The organism is Rickettsia parkeri, from assembly GCF_051427245.1.
In the GTDB taxonomy this organism is placed as follows: Bacteria; Pseudomonadota; Alphaproteobacteria; order Rickettsiales; family Rickettsiaceae; genus Rickettsia; species Rickettsia rickettsii.
The window spans coordinates 854,259-873,825 of record NZ_CP195774.1; the positions used below are offsets into that span (position 1 = coordinate 854,259).

The window sequence follows — 19,567 nt, forward strand, 5'->3', positions numbered from 1 at the left end:
CTCTATATTATTATAGCTTAATATTAGCAGTGGATCATAAATTTCAAGTAATAATTTTGATATTCCGGAGATTTATATGTGATGATCTTAGCATTGTCTTTTTCGAGAAGCTCTAACTCTTTTTCAGCATCGCTTTTACTGAAAAATTTAATTGGTTTTGACTTTCCGCCTCGCAATGAAAAATCCGGAACGTTATCTGTGGCAGTTGCTACATCACCAAATAATTTAATTAAACTAAAGAAAGTTTTAGGACCGATATTTCACTCCTAATAAGACGTAAAATATTAATTGTTTCAATATTATAAGATATTTTAGGAGCAGAAAATAATTCTTTCAACATTATTTAGGGTTATTTGATATTGCGTTAGTGCTGTATGTCATTCCTGCCTAGGCGGGAATCCAGTCAAGCATATAAAAATTTGTGTTTTTATATGTTTATTTTGTTAAATATGTAATTGTTTATCAATGTTAAGGTTATTTTTTGCTGGATTCCCGCTTTCGCGGGATATGACATCGAACCATGCAACAACACTAGACAAGCCACGGTAGGACAGTTTTCCACTTTAATAACACAGTAGTAATATATTACAGCTTCTCTGCATGTGAGCTTAAATAATGTGCTATACCTTCATGTGATGGGGTAATTGCTTCCTCACCTTTATGCCACCGGCAGGACAAACTTCGCCGTGCTTTTGATGATGAGTTAAAGCATCGATTACTTTTAATGTATAATTAATATCACGACCGATAGGTAAGTCGTTAACTAGCATGTGACGTACTATGAAATCCTTATCGATTAAAAAAGTTCCACGCAAAGCAACACCGTCTTCATTAAGTACATTATATTTTGAAGAAATATCCTTTTTTATATCGGAAACCATTGGGAATTGTACTTGTCCAAGCCCGCCTTTATTATGCGGAGTATTTTTCCAAGCTAAATGGCTAAAATGAGAATCAACACTAACAGCTACTACTTTAGTACGTCTTTCGGTAAATTCACCAAGCTTATTGTGAAATGCTATAATTTCCGATGGACAAACAAAAGTAAAATCTAGGGGATAAAAAAATAATACTATATTATCCCCTGCAGCATAATGGCTAAGTTTAAACTTATCGTCTATATTATTATTAGGCATAATAGCTTTAGCTGTAAAATCGGGAGCAGTTTTGCCGACAAATACTGACATATTCATAACCTTTTATTAATTAATAATCTGATATGATATATAAAACTAATTATTATTACAATAATAAATCGTTATAAATTGCTACTTATCTATTTTCGTTCCCGAAGAAGAAGCTTTTAATTGGTTAAATATAGTTAATGCTTCGGTTATAAAACTACTCGGTTCTGAAAGATTTGCAGGTAAAATTACGGTGTTGGTATCTTTAGCCAAATTACCGAACGCACTAATATATTGCTCGGCTATTTTAAGAGCTACTGCATCACTTCCTCCCGTTTTTTGTACGGCAGTTGCGACAATCTCAATACTATTTGCCGTAGCGGTAGCGACTAAGCCTATTGCTTCAGCTTCACCTTTTGCCCTGTTAACTTGATCTGTATAAGAAGCTTCTGAATTCAGTACGATTTGTGCTTTTTCACCTTCTGCATGATTAATTTTTGCTTGTCTATTACCTTCCGACTCTAGAATTTGAGCTCTTTTTTGACGCTCTGCCGCTACCTGCAATTCCATAGCTTTAAGTATAGTTTGCGGAGGTTGAATATCTTTAATTTCATAACGCATACATTGTATGCCCCAATTTATAGCAGCCTGATTAATAGCTGCTACAATTGCTACGTTTAAAGTTTCGCGCTCTTCAAAAGTTCTATCTAAAGGGAGTTTACCGATTTCCGAACGCATAGTAGTTTGAGCAAGCTGTGTTATGGCATAGTAAGGATTATTAACACCATAAGATGCTGCCATTGGATCAATGATCTTAACATATAAAACACCGTCTATAGATAATGTTACGTTATCGTTTGAAATAGCTGTTTGAGCGGTAACGTCTATTGCTTCTTCTTTTAAAGTATGTTTGTATGCTACTCTCTGAATAACAGGGATGAGTAAATTTAAGCCAGGCTGCAGTACCTTATCGAATTTTCCAAGTTTTTCTACTACCCATGCTTGTTGTTGCGGTACAACTTTAACCATTTGTATTATAACTAAAATCGCTATAATACTGAAAATTAATAATGCATATTCCATAATTCAATACCTTTTTTTATTTCCACTCTATATTATTTTTAATTATAAAAAAAGGATTTAAGTTAAACGGTACTTAATTATATATTTTTTTTATCATTAAAATGGGTTTTAATTACTTTGAGTAAAGAAAGAATGCTTGAATATTCTTCAAGTTGTTCATTTACATTTTGTATCTCATTTAAAGCGCTATTAAAATCTTTCTGCAATAAATACGTTTCAGCAGCTTTATTTTGTTCTAGTGTTTTAAGTAAAATACTTTGTAAAAATCTATAATAATAGTCGTCTAGTTTAGGTATATCAGACATAATAATAAATCATATAATTATTGATTTCTTAATTTATATATAAATTTTTTAATAATTCAATAATTTTTAACTAGATTTACATATACTTAAGTCTTTATCTATTATGTCGGACTCTATATTTAAACAGTTAAGGATTGAATGAAATACATAATCATGGCTAATTTCGGTATTAGCATAATTTTTAATTGAAGATACTGATTTAGGATATTTGGCTTGAAAATCATCTGATACCCAAACTATAAGAGGTACGGTTATTTGTTCTGCAAGTAGTGGACCGCCGTGACCGTAATAACCATTTTCTCCGAGGGACTCGCCGTGATCAGATACATATAATAAAAATGCATTTTTATCTTTAAGCAAATCTATTAAATTATATAAAAAAAAATCGGTATATAAAATAGAGTTATCATAACTGTTAACTAAAGCAAGCTTATCGCAATCACTTGCATCTCCCTTAACCTTAATAGGACAGGTAGGGGTAAAATACTCAAACTCTTTTGGATATCTCGCATTATAGTTCCAATGGCTGCCGGAAGTGTGAACTACTAAAAATTGTTTCTCTGAGTTTGTTAGTATTTCTTTTATAAAAGGCAATATTTTTTCATCATGATCATTTAAAGAAAATAGGGCAGAGCCGCCCGGTACTATAGTAAAATTAACGTCATTATATATATTACTGAGGTCAAAATTTGCAAAACTCCTCATTAAAGTTTGAGTACCGATCCAGGTAGTATTAAAGCCAAGATTTGTTAAAATTGATAAAAAGCTGTTCTCTTGTCTACTATTTTCAATTTGACTTGCAGGATAACGTGAAAGTAACGACGGTACGGAAAGATAGGTAAGGTTAGAAGAAGATTTAGCTTTGAAAGAAATTAGGTTTTGAATAGTCTTTAAGTAAGGAGTCGTATCTCTTTCATAACCGTTAATACTGAAATGATCAAATCTTGCTGATTCTCCTATAACTAAAACACCGATAATATCTTTATCTGACTTATCTATAAAGTTATATTGTTTGCTAATATCTATACATGCATAATTTTTTTCGCCGAAATTTCCGGCAAAATTAAGGTAGCTATTATGTAAATACTGAATGGGAAAATAATTTTTTAGTATCTTAAATGAAGGCGTGATAATGTTATATACAAAAATAAGTAAGCAAGCGGTAGATAATAGTTTTGTTACGAATGATTTAGAATTTTCGGCGGCAAAAGATTTGAGAGTATAAAAACAGGTAAAAAGGCAAAAAATTATCCATATTATTAACTTAATGCTGGTTAATTCATAAACTTCGTTTAAATCCGTTGAGAAAAAACTACCTATTACTTGTTTAGTAGGATTGATTTTGAAGAAATAAATGTAATAACTAGCAATAGCGGATGTTATAAATAAAAACCCCACGCCGATTTTTAACACTAATCTATGTACGCTAAGACCGAAAAATGCTATAAAAGAAAATATATAAATATAGCAAAAATCTTTTGATAACTCTAATATCCCTCTAAAGATTGTTGCTTTATAATAATCAAATTTATAAATCAATATTGCGGTATTAAATAATAAACAATAAATAAAGGCTAAAATCGCCGATAATTTAATTAATTTCGTATCTAAATGTTTCTGAATAGTTTTTAGCATAAATAATAATTAATAAAGTAATTTTTATAACTATCATGATCATAAAAAATCTTCAAGAATTTTATCGGCTTTTAATACCAAATGCTCCGCTTATCGCTATTGATTACGGAAGCAAAAAATTAGGAATCGCATTATCTAATCAAGAACGTAGTATTGCTATGCCCTTAAATACTATAACCGAGATAAATAAAAAAATTGTTATTACTTCCTTGCTTAATATCATCGAGAAATATAAAGTTTGTGGTGTTATAATAGGTCTACCGATTGATATGAGCGGAGCAGTAACGGAGCAAACAAATATAGTGATGAAATTTGCTGAAGAGCTAGCAAAATCTATAAACTTGCCTATATATTTACAAGATGAAAGATTAACTACCAAAGCTGCAAATAATTTGCTTAAATCGTTTGGAGTGAAAAGAAAAGACCGTAATAATAACGATGATGCAGTAGCTGCTAGTATGATTCTTGAAACCGTGCTTGATTCTATAAAAAATATTTAATTAGGAAAGAATTGAGGAGTTGTTGTATGGATCGAAAAACCTACTCAATGTCATCCCCGCGAAAGCGGGGATCCAGCAAAATAACTTCAATATTGATATAGAAGTGGCATATTTGACAAAATAAACCTATAAAAACAAGTTTTTATAGGTTTTACTGGATGCCCGCCTACGCGGGAATGACATAAAACGGTCCATGCAACAAAGCCAAGAATAAATTACCTCCTATTTCACTGGGACAAATTTTACTAGTAGAATTTATGGAACCTATGGGGATTAGTCAAAGCAAACTTGCTCGTGATATTGATGTACCCGTTACTAGGATCAATAATAGAATTAAGCATCATCGTTTAATTGCCGCTGATACAGTCCTTCGTTTGGGTAAGTATTTTAATATTAATCCTCGTTGGGAATATGCAAGACCAATATGATTTAGAGCTTGCAGAAGATGAAGGTTGGAAAATTACAGAAGATAGAATAAGAACCTTTTCTATGGCAAGTTAATTATTTATAACTCAATATTGTTACGCACTCAAAACACTATTGTAAAGATATATTATTTATGATAGAACCGAACCGATTCGGTAAAAATAAATAAAATATACTATGAAAATATTAATTTTAGGTGTTACCGGTATGCTAGGTAATAGCATATTCAGGTTTTTAAGTAGTGATAAAAAATTTGACATTTTTGCGACAGCCCGAAATAATTCAGCTCGTTCTTACTTTTCTAAGGATTTATCCGATAAATTAATTACAAATGTAAATGTTGAGAACCATGATGCGTTAGTTGAGGTATTTGATCAAACAAAACCCGATATAGTAATAAATTGTATAGGGCTTGTAAAACAATTGGCAGATGCTAATGACCCGTTAAAAGCATTACCGATAAATAGTTTGCTGCCTCATAGGCTAGCTAATTTATGTAAACTAGCTAATTCAAGGTTAATCCATATTAGTACTGATTGTGTGTTTTCAGGAAAAAAAGGTAATTATAAGGAAAGCGATTTTTCTGACTGTTATGACCTTTACGGTCGTTCAAAATTTCTTGGTGAGGTAGATTATCCGCATGCTATCACATTGCGTACTTCCATTATAGGTCATGAGCTAGCAGGCAATAGAAGCTTAATCAATTGGTTTTTAAGTGCAGAAGGTTCAGTGAAAGGGTTTGAGAAAGCTATTTATTCAGGATTCCCGACAGTAGAGCTTGCAAGAATAATAAGGGATTTTGTGTTACCTAATAAAGAGTTGCACGGGCTTTATCATGTTGCCTCAAAACCGATTAATAAGTTAGAATTGTTAAAATTAGTAGCAGAAATATATAATAAAGACATCGATATTATTTCATCAGATGAGCTTGTAGTAGATCGCTCACTAGATAGCACTCGTTTTAATGAGGTGACGGGATATACGCCTCCTGAATGGCGTGAGCTTGTAAAGCGTATGTGTGAGTTTAAGTAAATTGTCATTGCGAATATAGGCTTGTACACGGAATCCAGCATAAAGTGAGATAAATCGAGCTTTTTATGTTTGTATTTTTTATAACTGGACCCTGTGGACAAGCCACAGGATGACTACCTTAGAGTGTTTCTCGATTGACACAATGACAGAATGAATAATAACAAAATAGGTATTTATATATAATGTTTGTAGATAAAACTTTAATGATTACAGGAGGCACCGGTTCGTTTGGTAATGCAGTGCTTTCTCGTTTTCTTAAATCCGGTATTATTAACGATATTAAGGAAATTCGTATTTTCAGTAGAGATGAAAAAAAGCAAGAGGATATACGTATTGCTTTAAATAATCCGAAACTTAAATTCTATATCGGGGACGTACGCAATTATAAAAGTATTGATGAGGCAATGCATGGTGTAGATTATGTATTCCATGCCGCTGCTTTAAAGCAGGTTCCGACTTGTGAATTTTATCCTATGGAAGCAATAAATACTAACGTCTTAGGTGCTGAAAATGTTTTAAGTGCTGCTATTAATAACAAAGTTACAAAAGTTATTGTACTGAGTACCGATAAGGCTGTATATCCAATTAATGCAATGGGATTATCTAAAGCATTAATGGAAAAGTTAGCAATAGCAAAAGCACGTATGCGTTCTCCAGGTGAGACTGTGCTGTGCGTTACTAGATACGGTAACGTTATGGCTTCTAGAGGTTCGGTCATTCCTCTTTTTATCAATCAAATAAAACAAGGTAAGGAATTAACCATTACAGAACCGTCAATGACACGTTTTTTAATGTCGCTTGTAGATTCGGTGGATTTAGTTTTATATGCGTTTGAGCATGGTCATCAGGGTGATATTTTCGTACAAAAATCTCCGGCAAGCACAATTGAAGTACTCGCAAAAGCGTTACAAGATATATTCGATAGTAAAAATGAAATACGTTTTATCGGTACACGTCACGGCGAAAAACATTACGAATCATTAGTATCATCAGAAGAAATGGCAAAAGCTGATGATTTAAGGGATTATTACCGTATTCCTATGGACGGGCGCGATCTTAATTATGCAAAATATTTTGTTGAAGGTGAAAAGAAAGTAGCACTTTTAGAGGATTACACTTCCCATAATACAAAACGTTTAAATTTAGAAGAAGTAAAAGAGTTATTACTGACTCTTGATTACGTACAAGAGGAGCTAAAAAATGCTTAAGGTAATGACGATTGTTGGTACTCGTCCTGAACTTATTAAACTATGCTGCGTGATTTCTGAGTTTGATAAATATACTCATCACATCCTAGTTCACACCGGTCAAAATTATGCATATGAATTACATCAGGTTTTTTTTGATGATATGGGAATTAGAAAACCCGATTATTTCTTAGAAGTAGCAGCAGATAATACGGCAAAATCTATCGGGCTTATTATCGAAAAAGTTGATGCAGTACTTGAGAAAGAAAAGCCCGACGCCGTTCTATTTTACGGTGATACTAATTCATGTTTATCGGCAATTGCCGCTAAACGCCGTAAAATTCCGATTTTTCATATGGAAGCGGGAAATCGTTGTTTTGATCAGCGTGTACCTGAAGAAATAAACCGTAAAATCATTGATCATATTAGTGACGTTAACATTACGTTAACCGAGCATGCAAGACGTTATTTAATTTTTGAAGGTTTACCGCCTGAGCTTATTTTTAAATCAGGTTCGCATATGCCTGAGGTCCTTGATCGCTTTATGTCTAAAATATTAAAGTCTGATATTTTAGATAAATTGTCACTTACCACAAAGCAATATTTCTTAATTAGCTCACATCGTGAGGAAAATGTTGATGTCAAAAATAATCTGAAAGAATTATTAAGTAGTTTACAAACGCTTATTAAAGAGTATAATTTTCCTGTAATCTTCTCAACACACCCAAGGACTAAAAAAAGGCTTGAGGATTTAGAGGAGTTTAAAGAACTTGGCGATAAAATAAGATTTTTGCCAGCCTTCGGGTTTACGGACTACGTCAAACTTCAGATGAATGCATTTTGTATTTTATCCGATAGCGGTACTATCACTGAAGAGGCATCTATACTTAATTTACCTGCTTTAAATATTCGAGAAGCACATGAACGTCCTGAAGGTATGGACGCCGGAACGCTTATTATGTCGGGTTTTAAGGCTGAACGGGTACTACAATCGGTGAAAGCTATTACGGAAGAACACGAGAATAATAAACGCTTGCAAGAGATCGTGCCGGATTATGCAGAAGCAGGACTTGTATCAAAGAAAATATTACGTATAGTTTTAAGTTATGTGGATTATGTTAACCATACAGTATGGTTTAAAAAGTAATCCTATTCATTATTATCATATCAAAAACATGAAATTTTTTAAATTAATAAAACTTAACACTTTATGTTTAAGTGTTTTTTTACTAATAACTCTTATATCTTCTTTTTGCTATTCCAAAGAAAATTCTTATAAAAAAATAGTTTTCCTTGTTAGTACAGAGACATTCGGCGGCAAAGGCGTATACGCAATGTATAATGAGATGAAAAAAATAGGTCATGATGTCAAAATTGTAATAGTACCTCATCCTCATCCCAATATTCAAGGAGGAATAGATACCGGGTTTATTAGTAAATTTGATGCACAAGATGTGATATATCCATGCGGTAAGTATGCTTCTTATTCAAATGTTAATACAAAATGTGAAATTTCTGAACTAAAAAATTATCAGCCGGATTTTATCTTTACGCAAAATCCTTACGAAAATTTTCAAGGCTATATATCAGAACCTTTTACGGCTGCTAATTTGTATAAGAGCTTTAGAGGAACTAAAACAAAAATTATGTATATAGTCTATGGTCCGCATATCTTTCATCAAAAAAATATTGATGATGATAAGTTATCAAGTTGCATAGAGACGGTATTTGTTGATTCAGAAAGTACAAAGGATATCTTTATTAGTAATTATAAATTTCCTAAGGATAGAGTTATTGTTTCAGGTTATCAACCATACTATGAAGTAAGAAATTATAATATTAAAGAAAAACCAAACTCGGAAACCATTTTATGGCTTCCTAGATGGGAATTATCATTTAAAAATAGAGATTTATATGAAGGAGGTTCTACTTTCTTAAATTATCACTATTTTTTCTATAATTATGCATTACAACATCCTAATATTCATCTTATTATAAGACCGCATGTTACACTATTTACCTATGCAGTCGGTAAAAATTACTTAAGCCAAAGTGATATGGATAATATATTAAGTAGATTTAACTCTTTAAAGAATGTTACTATTTCTGCACATGCATTCAGGTCGTTACTGGATGATATAATGGTGTCAGATATTGTAATAAGTGACGGTACTTCATCTCTTGCTGAAGTAGTAGTTGCCGATAAGCCTATAATTTACTTAAGTAATGGTTGGAATAATGAATTTAATAGCAATGCTCTATCTAAAGAATTAAAAAAATATATGTATTTTGCTTATGAGCCGCAAGATATTATTAACTATATAGAATTTATTAAGCAAAATCATTATTTACCTTATTATGAAAATAGTAGTGGCAGAAATCAATTTAAAAAGATGCTTGATCCTGTAGAAAACCCTGCTGCATTTATCGCCGAATATTTATTAAAATTATAATAGTTTAAATAATTTATGTTAGAAGAAATTTATAATGATGGAGAAAGATTAATTCTTGGGGCAACTTATGATGTTTTAAAGGTAATGCGTCATAAAAGTAGCTATAAGATTTTTAAAAAAATTATAGAAGCCGATATACTTAATAGCCCATTAATGCTAAATCAAAAAATAAAAATTTTAGATATAAGTTGTGGAACGGGACACGGAACTTTCATGCTTAGCGATATATTAGGAGTAGAAATTACAGCAATAGATATCAGTAAACAATCTATAATTTATGCTGAACAAAATTGTGGAGCATCTAATATACAATATATTAAATCTGATTTAGTTAGTTTTATTAAAAAGGCAGAAGAATGTGATTATATTGTATCACGACATGCACTTGAGCATATTGAAGATGGGTTAAATCTAGCACTTAATCTTAAATATAAAAAACGATTAATAGTAAATGTACCTTTTAATGAATCGGAAGGGAATATACATCATTTAGTTAATTGAATTACTGAAAAAGACTTTGAATCATATCCGAACAAAGAATTTTTCTATGAAGGAGTAGATGGTGTAACTAACGACACGCATTCTGAAAAAATCCTCCTAATTCTATAATCTGTATATATAGTAACTCAGATTTAAAGCCTATAAAACAATTATTTCACTATCCAATCTCAGCTTGGACTCTGGAATTTTTAGAAAAGCTAGGTTTGCAATCCCAAGATATATTAAAACAATTGCTGCAAACTAGAGATGCATTTAAACATAGCGAAGAGAAACACTAAATTAAATAATACTGTAACAGAGCTAAATAATGCTTTAGAAGAAATAAAAATTTAAAAATAAACTAATTATTAGTGAAGAAGAAAAATCTATTTTTCTAAAGCTCTATAGAAAATTTAAACAATTTATAAATTATTTTTAAAAGTTATGACAACTAGAAAAGATAAACCTCTAAATATTTATCATACCTTAGTTTCCATTATTATACCTGTCTATAATGGGGCTAATTATATGAAAGAAGCTATAAATAGTGCTTTAGCACAAACTTACAAAAATATTGAAATTATTGTTGTTAATGATGGTTCAAAAGATAATGGAGAGACAGAACGTGTAGCATTATCATATGGTGATAAAATACGCTATTTTCATAAAGAAAACGGAGGTTGCGGTTCGGCCTTAAATTACGGTATAAAAAACATGCAAGGGGAATATTTTTCGTGGCTTAGCCATGATGATATATATTATCCTAATAAAATCGAGCATCAAGTTGACATATTAAATAAATTAGATAATAAAGATACTATCATTTACGGTGGTTATGAATTAATCGATGAAAAAGGCAACTCTCTACGTTATATTAAACCGGATAGTGTGCTACCTATAAATAAACTTAATATTTCTTTATTACCTTTATTACGAGGATTAATACATGGTTGTTCGTTATTGATGCCTGCTAAATATTTTCATGAAGTCGGTATATTTAATGAGGCTTTACCGACAACGCAAGATTATGATTTATGGTTTAAAATTTTCCGTGTTGCCCCTATTCATTTTGACGAATCTATCCTAATTAAATCTCGTTTTCATTCAGAGCAAGGTAGTAAAAAAATATCAAATCATAACGAAGAATGTAATGTATTATGGTCATCGTTTCTTCACGAGTTAACAGAAGAAGAAATGATCAAAATGGAAGGTTCTCCTTATTTATTTTTAACTCGTACAGCTACTTTTTTATCCAATAATACTCCGTATAAAAAAGCCTGTGATTTAGCAAATACTATGGCTAAACAAGTACTAAATGATACTAAAATTAGTGTTATTATACCGGTATATAATAGAATAAATTGGGCAATTGAAGCTATAGAAAGTGTACTTATTCAAACACACAAAAATTTTGAGATACTTATAATAGATGATGGGTCGACTGATGATATATCAGAATTAACTGCAATATGCAAAAAAGATAAAAGAATAAAATATTTTCATAAAAAAAATGAAGGACCTGCTGCTGCACGTAACTTAGGTATTAAAAATGCTATAGGAAAATATATTGCTTTCCTTGATTCGGACGATTTATTTTATAAGGATAAAATAGAAATCCAATTAAAGTTTATGGAAGAAAATAATTTTATATTTTCTCATACTTCATATCAAAAAATAAATGAAAAAGGAAAATATATCGAATCTGTTCATTCCGGGCTTTTTAGTGGCAATGTTTTTCCTCAAGTCATACAAACTTGTCCAATAGCAATGCCGACAGTTATGGGAACTTTGACATTATTTCAAGAAAATTTATTTCCTGAAAATATAAGAAGCGGTGAAGATTGTTGTTTATGGATATCTATTGCTAGTAAAAACTCAATAGGCGGTATAGACAAAGAATTGTCTAAAGTACGAATTAGCGGTGGTACTAATACGTTTATGGACCCAAATAAATATTCAGTAGGTTTAATAAATATTACTTCTTATGTTCTTAATGATTCTTATTTAAGTAAATTTAGTCCGTTTACTATTAATTTGTTATTAGCAGCTGTGACACAATTAAGATTACTAGAAAATAAAAATAAAGACTATAAAAAAAGTAATATTTCTTTTTTCAAAAATAATTATGTAATTCAAAAAATACGAACCTATTGCTTTGTGACAAAAATTTTGATTTTATTAACTATTACTTCTATAAGGCAAGAAGGAATACGTGCAACAATCTCTAGAATACAGAGATGGCTTAAAAAGCATATATAAATAACTATTCCTCAAGTATCTTAACTTTTGAGCCATCACCAATTTTAGTCATACCTTCGGTAACGACTAAGTCACCTGCTTTAATATCGTCAGAGATAATTTCAATTAGACCTTCTGTACGTGTACCGATTTTTACATATAATTGTTTTATCGTATAACCTTCTATTTTATAAATAAAAGTACCTTGATTATTTCGTTGAATACAACTTTCAGGAACGGTTAGGTTTTTATGAGGGTTAATTATAAGCGTAACATCTACAAAGCTATTATGCAGGATTTTTGTACCCATAGGTAAAATAATTTTAGCTGTTAAAGTACCATTATCTGATAAGTAATGCGATACTGCCCCGATTGTACTTTTAATTTTTCCTGCAATTAAAACTTCAGTATCGACGCCAACTTTTCCGCTTAAAGACTCCGGCAATTCAATAAAAATACCTTGTGAATTTTCTGTTCCGGTAATGCTAAAAAGATAGTCACCTATTTTTACTTCATCGCCGACCATAGACTTAATTACGCCTATTTTACCAGAGTAGGGTGCAGTAATTATCATATCATTATATGTTTTTAGAGCTTTGGAATAATTAAATTTTGCATCTTCAAGTTCGCTTTTTGACCTTTTATATTCCTCGTTGCTTACAAATTTTTTAGCGAATAAAGCTTCTTTTCTATTATAATCTTCTTGTTTTGTATTTAATAACGCTGCTGCTCTAGATTTAGTGGTTTCTGCTATGTTTTTATCTATAACTAGCAATATATCCCCTTTTTTTACTATTTCTCCTTGATGTGCTGAGACTTGTTCAACTACTCCGGTGGCATTGGCATAATAATCACGACTATTATCATTCTGGCATTGCCCTACAATATTAAATATGTCGTAAAGCTCAGCAATTTGTACTTTAGTTGCTTTTACTGCTGTAATTTTTTCTTCTTCCTTTTTACTTGCCATAGTAGAAAACGAGATAAGTAAGGTAAAAAGAACAATAAGTTTTGCAAACATCATATATTATACTCTAAGGTGCATAGGTGTCATCTAGTAGTTTGTCCACGGCATCTAGGAAAAGCAACTAAAAGTGTATGTTGTTGTGACATTTTTAGCTGGATACTGTGGACAAGCTACTAGATGACAAAGTATGCTTTTTCAGTTCCTCATCCGTTAACCATTTATATTCTTTTTCTAGAATTTCAAATCTAATTTTTTCTAATTGTGCATCAAGAACAGGTTCAGGAACGATAGCAGAACCGGTAAACTCAAATCCTTGATAGTTAATTTTTAGTTTCTTACAAATTTCTTGTAATGATAATAAATTTTCTTCTATATCATCGATAAATATTATTGATTGTGGATAATAACTTGTTTTTCGTAATACATACTCAAGTATGCTTCCTTTATCATATTCCGCAGTGTAAATTATTCCGTCTTTTAATGTAGGTTTACCGTAACCGGCATTAAAATCTTCTATTATTATCTCATCTTCTAAAGGTGAAAATTCTTGAAAATTTACCTTTAATTCAGTGAGTTCACGAATTCTCCATTCGATCATATCTTCAATTACGCCGAATTTACCGGTAGGAAGTTTAGTAAGACCCATTGCCGGTACATTTTTTTCTGTAAGTAGAGCAAATATCGTTAAGATATCTGGGTTAACAAATCTAGCTTTCCTATCTTTAAGAACAATACTAAGTAACAATTCACATTCTTTTCTAGTAAGTCTTTTTTCAATGTTCTTCATTAATTCTTTTCTATAATCATGTGTTAACCTAGATTCATCACTATCCATTACAATTACTTCATCTACATCAAAAAGCACCAAGCTAGTATTATCGGCTTGTTTTACCGCTTCTATAACTTCTTTAAAATCATGAACTTTATGTATGTTGCTATACATAGTTATTGTTTATTTAATCTTACTTAAGAGTCTAATTACTTCTTCTAAGGAATTTGTCATTACCTTTAAATCTTCTTCTCTAGATAAATTATGGTGACCGTCTTTAATTAGCTTCATTACTATTTGTTTGCTCGTTATTTTTTCTAATAATTTTACTGAAACATTATAAGGCACGTCTTCATCTAACATCCCATGAATGAGATGTACCGGTATATTTATATCAATCTGTTTCTTTGTCAATAATAAATGTTTTTTTGCATCTTCTATCAGTTTATAGCTTATAGGATATTTATGCTCACAATTTTTACCGCTTACTTCTAGTATTCCCTCTTTTTGCATCTTATTTTGATCATTTAGAGATATATTTTGCCAAATATTTTCAGTACAATCTGGAGCAGGGGCTACACACACAAGTCCCTTTATTTTATCAGGAAATCTTAAAGCCGCAAGAAGTGCTAGCCATCCTCCTATGCTCGAACCTACTAATATCGCCTCCGTATTAATTAATTTATCTAAAATTAGTGATACTCCTTCTAACCAATCACTAATTGTTTGATCCTTAAATTGTCCTGATGCGTTTCCATGGCCGAAATTATCAAAAACAATAAAATTATAATTGTTTTTTTTACAATAATCTATTAAATAGATAGCCTTAGTTGATTGCATACTAGACATTAAGCCGTGTAAAAAAATTACAGATGGAATATTTGTATTAATTATTCTATAATTATCATAGACAATAAATTTGTCTTGTGTTTTATTATAAAGTTTGTGCATTTTAAATAATTATTTTAATAGATTGAGATTTAATGCCTTCATTAAAGTCAAGTAAACGATACAATAAATATACTATTTTGCAAGTAGTGCCTGCTCTAGTTTCGGGAGGGGTTGAAAGAGGTACTATAGAAGTTGCAAAATATCTTAAAATTCTCGGTCATACTCCTATCATAATTTCAGCAGGCGGTACTCTAGTTAAAGAGTTAGATAAGGAAGATATATTGCATATTGAAATGAATAGTAACAGTAAAAATCCTTTTGTAATTCTGAATAATGCAAAATTGATAGCAGAAATAATCAAAAAATATAATGTTGATATAGTTCATACAAGATCAAGAGCACCGGCATGGAGTTCATATCTAGCAACAAAATGGACAAATGCTAAATTTTTGACTACCTTTCATGGGGTTTATAATATTCCGAATAGTTTTAAAAAATATTATAATAGCATAATGCTAAAAGGCAAGAAAGTTGTTGCCGTGTCTAATTTTGTAAAACAACACTTGCTCGAAAACTATAAAATTGATGAAGATAAAATAGTAGTAATTGAGCGTGGAGTGAATTGTGATTATTTCGATCCCGCAAATTTAACGCCGGAAAAACTTGAAAAATGTTGTGATAAATATGATGTACCGAGTAACGTGCCGATAATATTAATGCCTTCTAGAATGACAAGTTGGAAAGGACATCTTGTTCTAGTAGAAGCATTAAGTAAATTAAAACATAGAGACTTTTATTGTTTAATGGTCGGTGATATATCTAGACATCCCAATTTTACTAATAGAGTAAAAGAGCTTATAGCTAATTTAAAACTTCAAAATAAAATTCAAATTTTTGGTAATGATTCGGATATAATAAACCTATATGGGATTTCCGATATTATCATTTCTGCCTCAATCGAGCCTGAAGCTTTCGGGCGTACTATTATAGAAGGGCAGGCGATGAAGAAGCTTGTTATTGCAACTAATATCGGTGGGGCAGTAGAGACAATAAATAATAATATAACCGGTTTCCACGTAGAACCAAATAATGCCGAAGCGTTAGCACAGAAAATCGATTATTGTTTCTCGATTTTAGGTACTGATCTTGCTAAGAAAATCCAAGAAGCGGCAAGACATACGGTAATTAATAATTTCTCTCTTGATCTGATGCTAAGAAAAAACCTTGAAATCTATAAAGAAATCTTAAAAAACTCCCATAATTGAACATCTAGATTTAGTATATACTCATGATAAATGAAAAGTAGTCAAGTATATAGGGTTGAATAGAATAGCTATTCTCCTAATAATTTTATTTCAGCATACAAATCTTCAAGATTTATACTGATCATAAAAATTATTATAGTCATGAGATTTACCATCATGATGCACTACAAGCATTAAAGTTTCCGGTAAAAATTCTTTTAAAGCTTGTTATGCATTTTCTATAGATATTTTATCAAGATTAGCAAATACCTCGTCTAAAATTAATATTTTAGGGTTTGAAATTATAGCTTTAATGATTCCAATTTTTTTCTTTTGACAGCTGCCACTTGGTGCATTTATTACATCATAATTTTTATCACTTAAGTGCTTAATTAATGTACCTAGATCTAATTTTATAAGTAGTGTGTTAATTTTTTCTTCTAATAATTGCTTATTACTTTTAATGATTGATTGATCAAGGTTGGAGGTTATTATTTCAAATAAAGTAGATTAAACCGGTATGTAACTATTCTGATCAATGAATATTATTTTTGGATTTTGATAATGGGTAGGTATGGAAATTTCACCAACGCTATGGCATGGATCAGCAATACAATTGACTAAACTCTTTAAAAAAGTAGTGTTGCCTTTTCCTGAGGAAGCTGAAAAAAGATCATGTGCTCCTAGTTTGAATACTAATTTTTCAAAACTCAAAATAGTTCTTTCTTCTATAATTAGGTTATAATCAGAAATTACAAGTTCATCGTTTGTATCATTAGTAGACCATGTTATTCCTTTTTTATTCTCAGAAGAAATTGCCTCTATTAATTTTGTAATTCTCGCTTGTTATCTAACTGCTCCACTAAAGATTATTTTTAATGAGGAACTTGTTAAGAATGATTTTAAGGTTTCAAGCCAAGGATTAAGTAGTAGAGTTTGCTCAGGCGTAATCTCTCCATTTTTTACTTTATAAATATAGTAAAGTGATTTTATGAATTTATCGGAGATATCTAGTATAGTAGTTATAGTATTTTTTGTGCTATCTAAAAACAACATTTTCTTTGATATTTCTTTTTTAGCTTTAAGTTGCTTGGCATATTGATTTTGTACAAATTGAGCAGAATCAGTTAACAAGATATTTGAAGTATTAGAGGATATATTTCTTACTATAGAAGCTGTATTTTCGTTAATTTCCTCTGGCTTCTTGCCTGTAAGAAATATTCAGTTGATATAATATATTTAAAAATCTTTCCTTAATATTTTCAAACGCATTAAATATAATAGCTCCTGGAACTAAATTCATTATATCTTGCAATGCAATAAGCTGTATAATTTTTTGAGTGGTTAAATTCCCTAATTGTAAAATTCCAATAGTGAAAGTATTATTAAGATCATTAAATAAATTATTAGTAATAGCTTCTATATCCTTTAATCCTAAGATTTTACTTTTATATTCTTCGTTTAGTAACAGTTCTAAAGTTTTTTGTTCGATTAAATCTTGAGTATTTTGTGTTAAAGAAACTTTATATGATTGGAATAGTGTGCTTATTATATTTTTTCCACACCATAAAATACTGATTTTTGCTCCTTGAGAAACAAGAGGTCCGATATCAGCATTAGGGTCCTGTATGAGTAAGGTTAATGCAATTAATGTATTGCCATCATTTCCGGTATAGTTAATAAAACTACTATTTATGTATGCTTCAATTAAATCTAAAACCCTTGGGTTACATCTTTAATTTCATTTTTTGAATCATTTTTAAAATTGTTAGAAAGTATATTAGGATCAATTACCCTAATATTAGGAGTTAAGTTTATCTGAATTTCTTTTAAATTTTCCTGATAATTTAAGAAATCAGTCCCCATAATATGCGCTAAGCCTACTATTGCAGCTGTAGAAGTTAAATAAATTGGTACTGAATAATTAGGAAAAGTTGTGATGAGATTTGTAGTAATAGGGTAGATTAAATTTCCTTTAAATGTGGTGGCAGAAGTAAGATAATGTTTCTGAAAATACCCTTCGGTTATTAAGATTTCATCAGCAAGAGTTGCCGAAACAAAAAGACTGCTTCCTGTTGTCCCATTTACAATAAAACCAATTATACCGCTAATTATTAAATGCGTTCCATATGCTAACTTTTTGGAAAAGGTAGAAGCAGCTATTATTTTTATTAAAAATAGATATCGTTATTGTGAGTGGGCGTTGTTGTGTGTATCGAAAAAGGCACTCGGTGTTATACCGTGGTTTGACCACGGTATCCAAAAACAACTGAAAAACTGATCCACGCAGCAATTACCTTTTGAGCGATTGAAAGTAGCGTGGCACTCCATAAAAATAATAAAAAAATACTAAAAATTAGCATTTTTATACTTCCTTGCTTCGTCAAAAATTATAGTTTTTTCTTAGCTCAGACGTTAAATTTTTAACTAATCTATCTTTAATAAAAGCTGCCGAATTAGGTGATAAGTTGTATTATAGTATAAAGAAAAAATGTAGGTGTAGGGAAGAAAGTAAAAAGGCAGCTAAATAAAACCTGCCTTTTTATAATTATTAACGAGAATATAACTCGATTACTAAATGCACTTCTGCTTCAAAAGGATATGGGACATCAGAAAGAGCAGGAACTCTTAAATATTTACCGGTTAATGAAGGTACATCAAATGATAAATACCCCGGTGTTGTTTGACCTTGTTTTGAAACGGATTCTTGGATAAGCGGTATTTGTTTTACGGATTCTTTAACTTCTATAACATCGCCTGCCTTTAGTCGTATGCTTGCGATATCGGCTTTCTTACCGTTTAATTTAATATGTCCGTGTGAAACTAACTGTCTTGCAGCAAAAATAGTTGGAGCTATATTCATTCTATAAACTACCGTATCAAGTCTACTTTCAAGTAACCCAATGAAATTTTCACCGGTATTACCTTTCATTTTTTGAGCAAGTGCAAAAATTTTTCTAAATTGTTTTTCAGTGACACGACCGTAGTGGCATTTCAATCTTTGCTTAGCTTTTAAATGTAAACCATAATCTGAAGTTTTAATCATGGTATTCTGCCCATGTTGCCCGGGACGATAATTTCGTGTATTGAAAGCATCCTTGCTATCACCCCATAGACTTACTCCAAGTCTTCTACTAGCTTTATATTTAGAACGAACAATTTTTGTCACTGATAATATCCTTAACTTATTATTTATTATTTGAATTACAAAAAAATATATACATTTCTTGCAT

21 protein-coding genes and 1 pseudogene are annotated in these 19,567 nt (G+C 30.8%); 10 read left to right on the plus strand and 12 right to left on the minus strand.

Going from position 1 to position 19,567, the window contains the following annotated elements; genetic code table 11:
* Positions 1 to 23: 23 nt before the first annotated feature.
* The 5 genes and pseudogenes from ACSFFC_RS04875 to ACSFFC_RS04895 form a co-directional block, all read right to left on the minus strand.
* Complete coding sequence (locus ACSFFC_RS04875; protein ID WP_331270840.1) at positions 24 to 257, minus strand: DNA processing protein DprA; 234 nt, start codon at positions 255 to 257, stop codon at positions 24 to 26.
* A gap of 328 nt (positions 258 to 585) precedes the next feature.
* Positions 586 to 1,187, minus strand: a pseudogene (locus ACSFFC_RS04880) (peroxiredoxin).
* An 81-nt stretch (positions 1,188 to 1,268) separates the two neighbouring features.
* The gene (locus ACSFFC_RS04885) at positions 1,269 to 2,207 is read right to left on the minus strand and encodes an SPFH domain-containing protein (protein ID WP_004996064.1); all 939 of its coding nucleotides are present in this window, start codon (positions 2,205 to 2,207) and stop codon (positions 1,269 to 1,271) included.
* Between the two features lie 77 nt (positions 2,208 to 2,284).
* Positions 2,285 to 2,512, minus strand: a complete 228-nt coding sequence (locus tag ACSFFC_RS04890; protein ID WP_004996061.1) for a hypothetical protein — start codon at positions 2,510 to 2,512, stop codon at positions 2,285 to 2,287.
* A 66-nt stretch (positions 2,513 to 2,578) separates the two neighbouring features.
* The gene (locus ACSFFC_RS04895; protein WP_014410576.1) at positions 2,579 to 4,147 is read right to left on the minus strand and encodes a phosphoethanolamine transferase; all 1,569 of its coding nucleotides are present in this window, start codon (positions 4,145 to 4,147) and stop codon (positions 2,579 to 2,581) included.
* A 35-nt stretch (positions 4,148 to 4,182) separates the two neighbouring features.
* Between ACSFFC_RS04895 and ruvX the strand changes: the two genes are divergently transcribed.
* The 9 genes from ruvX to ACSFFC_RS04940 all read left to right on the plus strand — a co-directional run bounded on the left by ruvX (position 4,183) and on the right by ACSFFC_RS04940 (position 12,484).
* Positions 4,183 to 4,647 carry a Holliday junction resolvase RuvX gene (gene ruvX, locus ACSFFC_RS04900; protein WP_004996057.1) on the plus strand — a complete coding sequence of 155 codons (465 nt, stop codon included), beginning with the start codon at positions 4,183 to 4,185 and terminating at the stop codon, positions 4,645 to 4,647.
* 266 nt (positions 4,648 to 4,913) lie between these two features.
* Positions 4,914 to 5,075 (plus strand): helix-turn-helix transcriptional regulator, encoded by a 162-nt coding sequence (locus tag ACSFFC_RS04905; protein ID WP_041472274.1) that lies wholly within the window; start codon positions 4,914 to 4,916, stop codon positions 5,073 to 5,075.
* Positions 5,059 to 5,148 carry a hypothetical protein gene (locus ACSFFC_RS04910; RefSeq protein WP_012150658.1) on the plus strand — a complete coding sequence of 30 codons (90 nt, stop codon included), beginning with the start codon at positions 5,059 to 5,061 and terminating at the stop codon, positions 5,146 to 5,148. Before ACSFFC_RS04905 ends, ACSFFC_RS04910 begins: the two co-directional genes overlap by 17 nt.
* Positions 5,149 to 5,250: 102 nt before the next feature.
* Positions 5,251 to 6,105 (plus strand): dTDP-4-dehydrorhamnose reductase family protein, encoded by an 855-nt coding sequence (locus tag ACSFFC_RS04915; protein ID WP_014410578.1) that lies wholly within the window; start codon positions 5,251 to 5,253, stop codon positions 6,103 to 6,105.
* A gap of 182 nt (positions 6,106 to 6,287) precedes the next feature.
* On the plus strand, positions 6,288 to 7,313 hold the full coding sequence (capD, locus tag ACSFFC_RS04920) for a UDP-glucose 4-epimerase (RefSeq protein ID WP_014410579.1): 1,026 nt from the start codon (positions 6,288 to 6,290) through the stop codon (positions 7,311 to 7,313).
* Positions 7,306 to 8,439: a non-hydrolyzing UDP-N-acetylglucosamine 2-epimerase gene (wecB, locus tag ACSFFC_RS04925; protein WP_010977102.1), complete on the plus strand. Its 1,134-nt coding sequence runs from the start codon at positions 7,306 to 7,308 to the stop codon at positions 8,437 to 8,439. The genes capD and wecB overlap by 8 nt, the downstream gene beginning before the upstream one ends.
* On the plus strand, positions 8,399 to 9,745 hold the full coding sequence (locus tag ACSFFC_RS04930) for a glycosyltransferase family protein (protein WP_014410580.1): 1,347 nt from the start codon (positions 8,399 to 8,401) through the stop codon (positions 9,743 to 9,745). The genes wecB and ACSFFC_RS04930 overlap by 41 nt, the downstream gene beginning before the upstream one ends.
* A 15-nt stretch (positions 9,746 to 9,760) precedes the next feature.
* Entirely contained in the window at positions 9,761 to 10,246 is a 486-nt protein-coding gene (locus ACSFFC_RS04935; RefSeq protein ID WP_014410581.1) for a class I SAM-dependent methyltransferase, read from the plus strand.
* A gap of 423 nt (positions 10,247 to 10,669) precedes the next feature.
* The gene (locus ACSFFC_RS04940; RefSeq protein WP_014410582.1) at positions 10,670 to 12,484 is read left to right on the plus strand and encodes a glycosyltransferase family 2 protein; all 1,815 of its coding nucleotides are present in this window, start codon (positions 10,670 to 10,672) and stop codon (positions 12,482 to 12,484) included.
* Positions 12,485 to 12,488: 4 nt separating this feature from the next.
* Here ACSFFC_RS04940 and ACSFFC_RS04945 read toward each other — a convergent pair whose 3' ends face one another.
* From ACSFFC_RS04945 to ACSFFC_RS04955, 3 genes are all read right to left on the minus strand, one after another.
* A complete protein-coding gene (locus tag ACSFFC_RS04945; RefSeq protein WP_014410583.1) occupies positions 12,489 to 13,487 on the minus strand; it encodes an efflux RND transporter periplasmic adaptor subunit in 999 nt (332 codons plus the stop codon).
* A 91-nt stretch (positions 13,488 to 13,578) separates the two neighbouring features.
* Complete coding sequence (locus ACSFFC_RS04950; RefSeq protein ID WP_014410584.1) at positions 13,579 to 14,373, minus strand: DUF2608 domain-containing protein; 795 nt, start codon at positions 14,371 to 14,373, stop codon at positions 13,579 to 13,581.
* 9 nt (positions 14,374 to 14,382) lie between these two features.
* Entirely contained in the window at positions 14,383 to 15,150 is a 768-nt protein-coding gene (locus tag ACSFFC_RS04955; protein WP_012719599.1) for an alpha/beta hydrolase, read from the minus strand.
* A gap of 32 nt (positions 15,151 to 15,182) precedes the next feature.
* Here ACSFFC_RS04955 and ACSFFC_RS04960 point away from each other — a divergent pair, with 32 nt between their 5' ends.
* Positions 15,183 to 16,355, plus strand: a complete 1,173-nt coding sequence (locus tag ACSFFC_RS04960; RefSeq protein WP_004996031.1) for a glycosyltransferase family 4 protein — start codon at positions 15,183 to 15,185, stop codon at positions 16,353 to 16,355.
* Positions 16,356 to 16,844: 489 nt separating this feature from the next.
* Here ACSFFC_RS04960 and ACSFFC_RS04965 read toward each other — a convergent pair whose 3' ends face one another.
* The 4 genes from ACSFFC_RS04965 to rpsD form a co-directional block, all read right to left on the minus strand.
* Positions 16,845 to 17,048, minus strand: coding sequence for a hypothetical protein (locus ACSFFC_RS04965; RefSeq protein ID WP_081497768.1), 204 nt, complete (start codon positions 17,046 to 17,048; stop codon positions 16,845 to 16,847).
* A 132-nt stretch (positions 17,049 to 17,180) separates the two neighbouring features.
* Positions 17,181 to 17,468: a hypothetical protein gene (locus ACSFFC_RS04970; RefSeq protein WP_014410585.1), complete on the minus strand. Its 288-nt coding sequence runs from the start codon at positions 17,466 to 17,468 to the stop codon at positions 17,181 to 17,183.
* Between the two features lie 579 nt (positions 17,469 to 18,047).
* Complete coding sequence (locus tag ACSFFC_RS04975) at positions 18,048 to 18,200, minus strand: hypothetical protein (RefSeq protein WP_014410586.1); 153 nt, start codon at positions 18,198 to 18,200, stop codon at positions 18,048 to 18,050.
* Positions 18,201 to 18,885: 685 nt separating this feature from the next.
* Positions 18,886 to 19,503, minus strand: a complete 618-nt coding sequence (rpsD, locus tag ACSFFC_RS04980) for a 30S ribosomal protein S4 (protein WP_014410587.1) — start codon at positions 19,501 to 19,503, stop codon at positions 18,886 to 18,888.
* Positions 19,504 to 19,567: the final 64 nt, after the last annotated feature.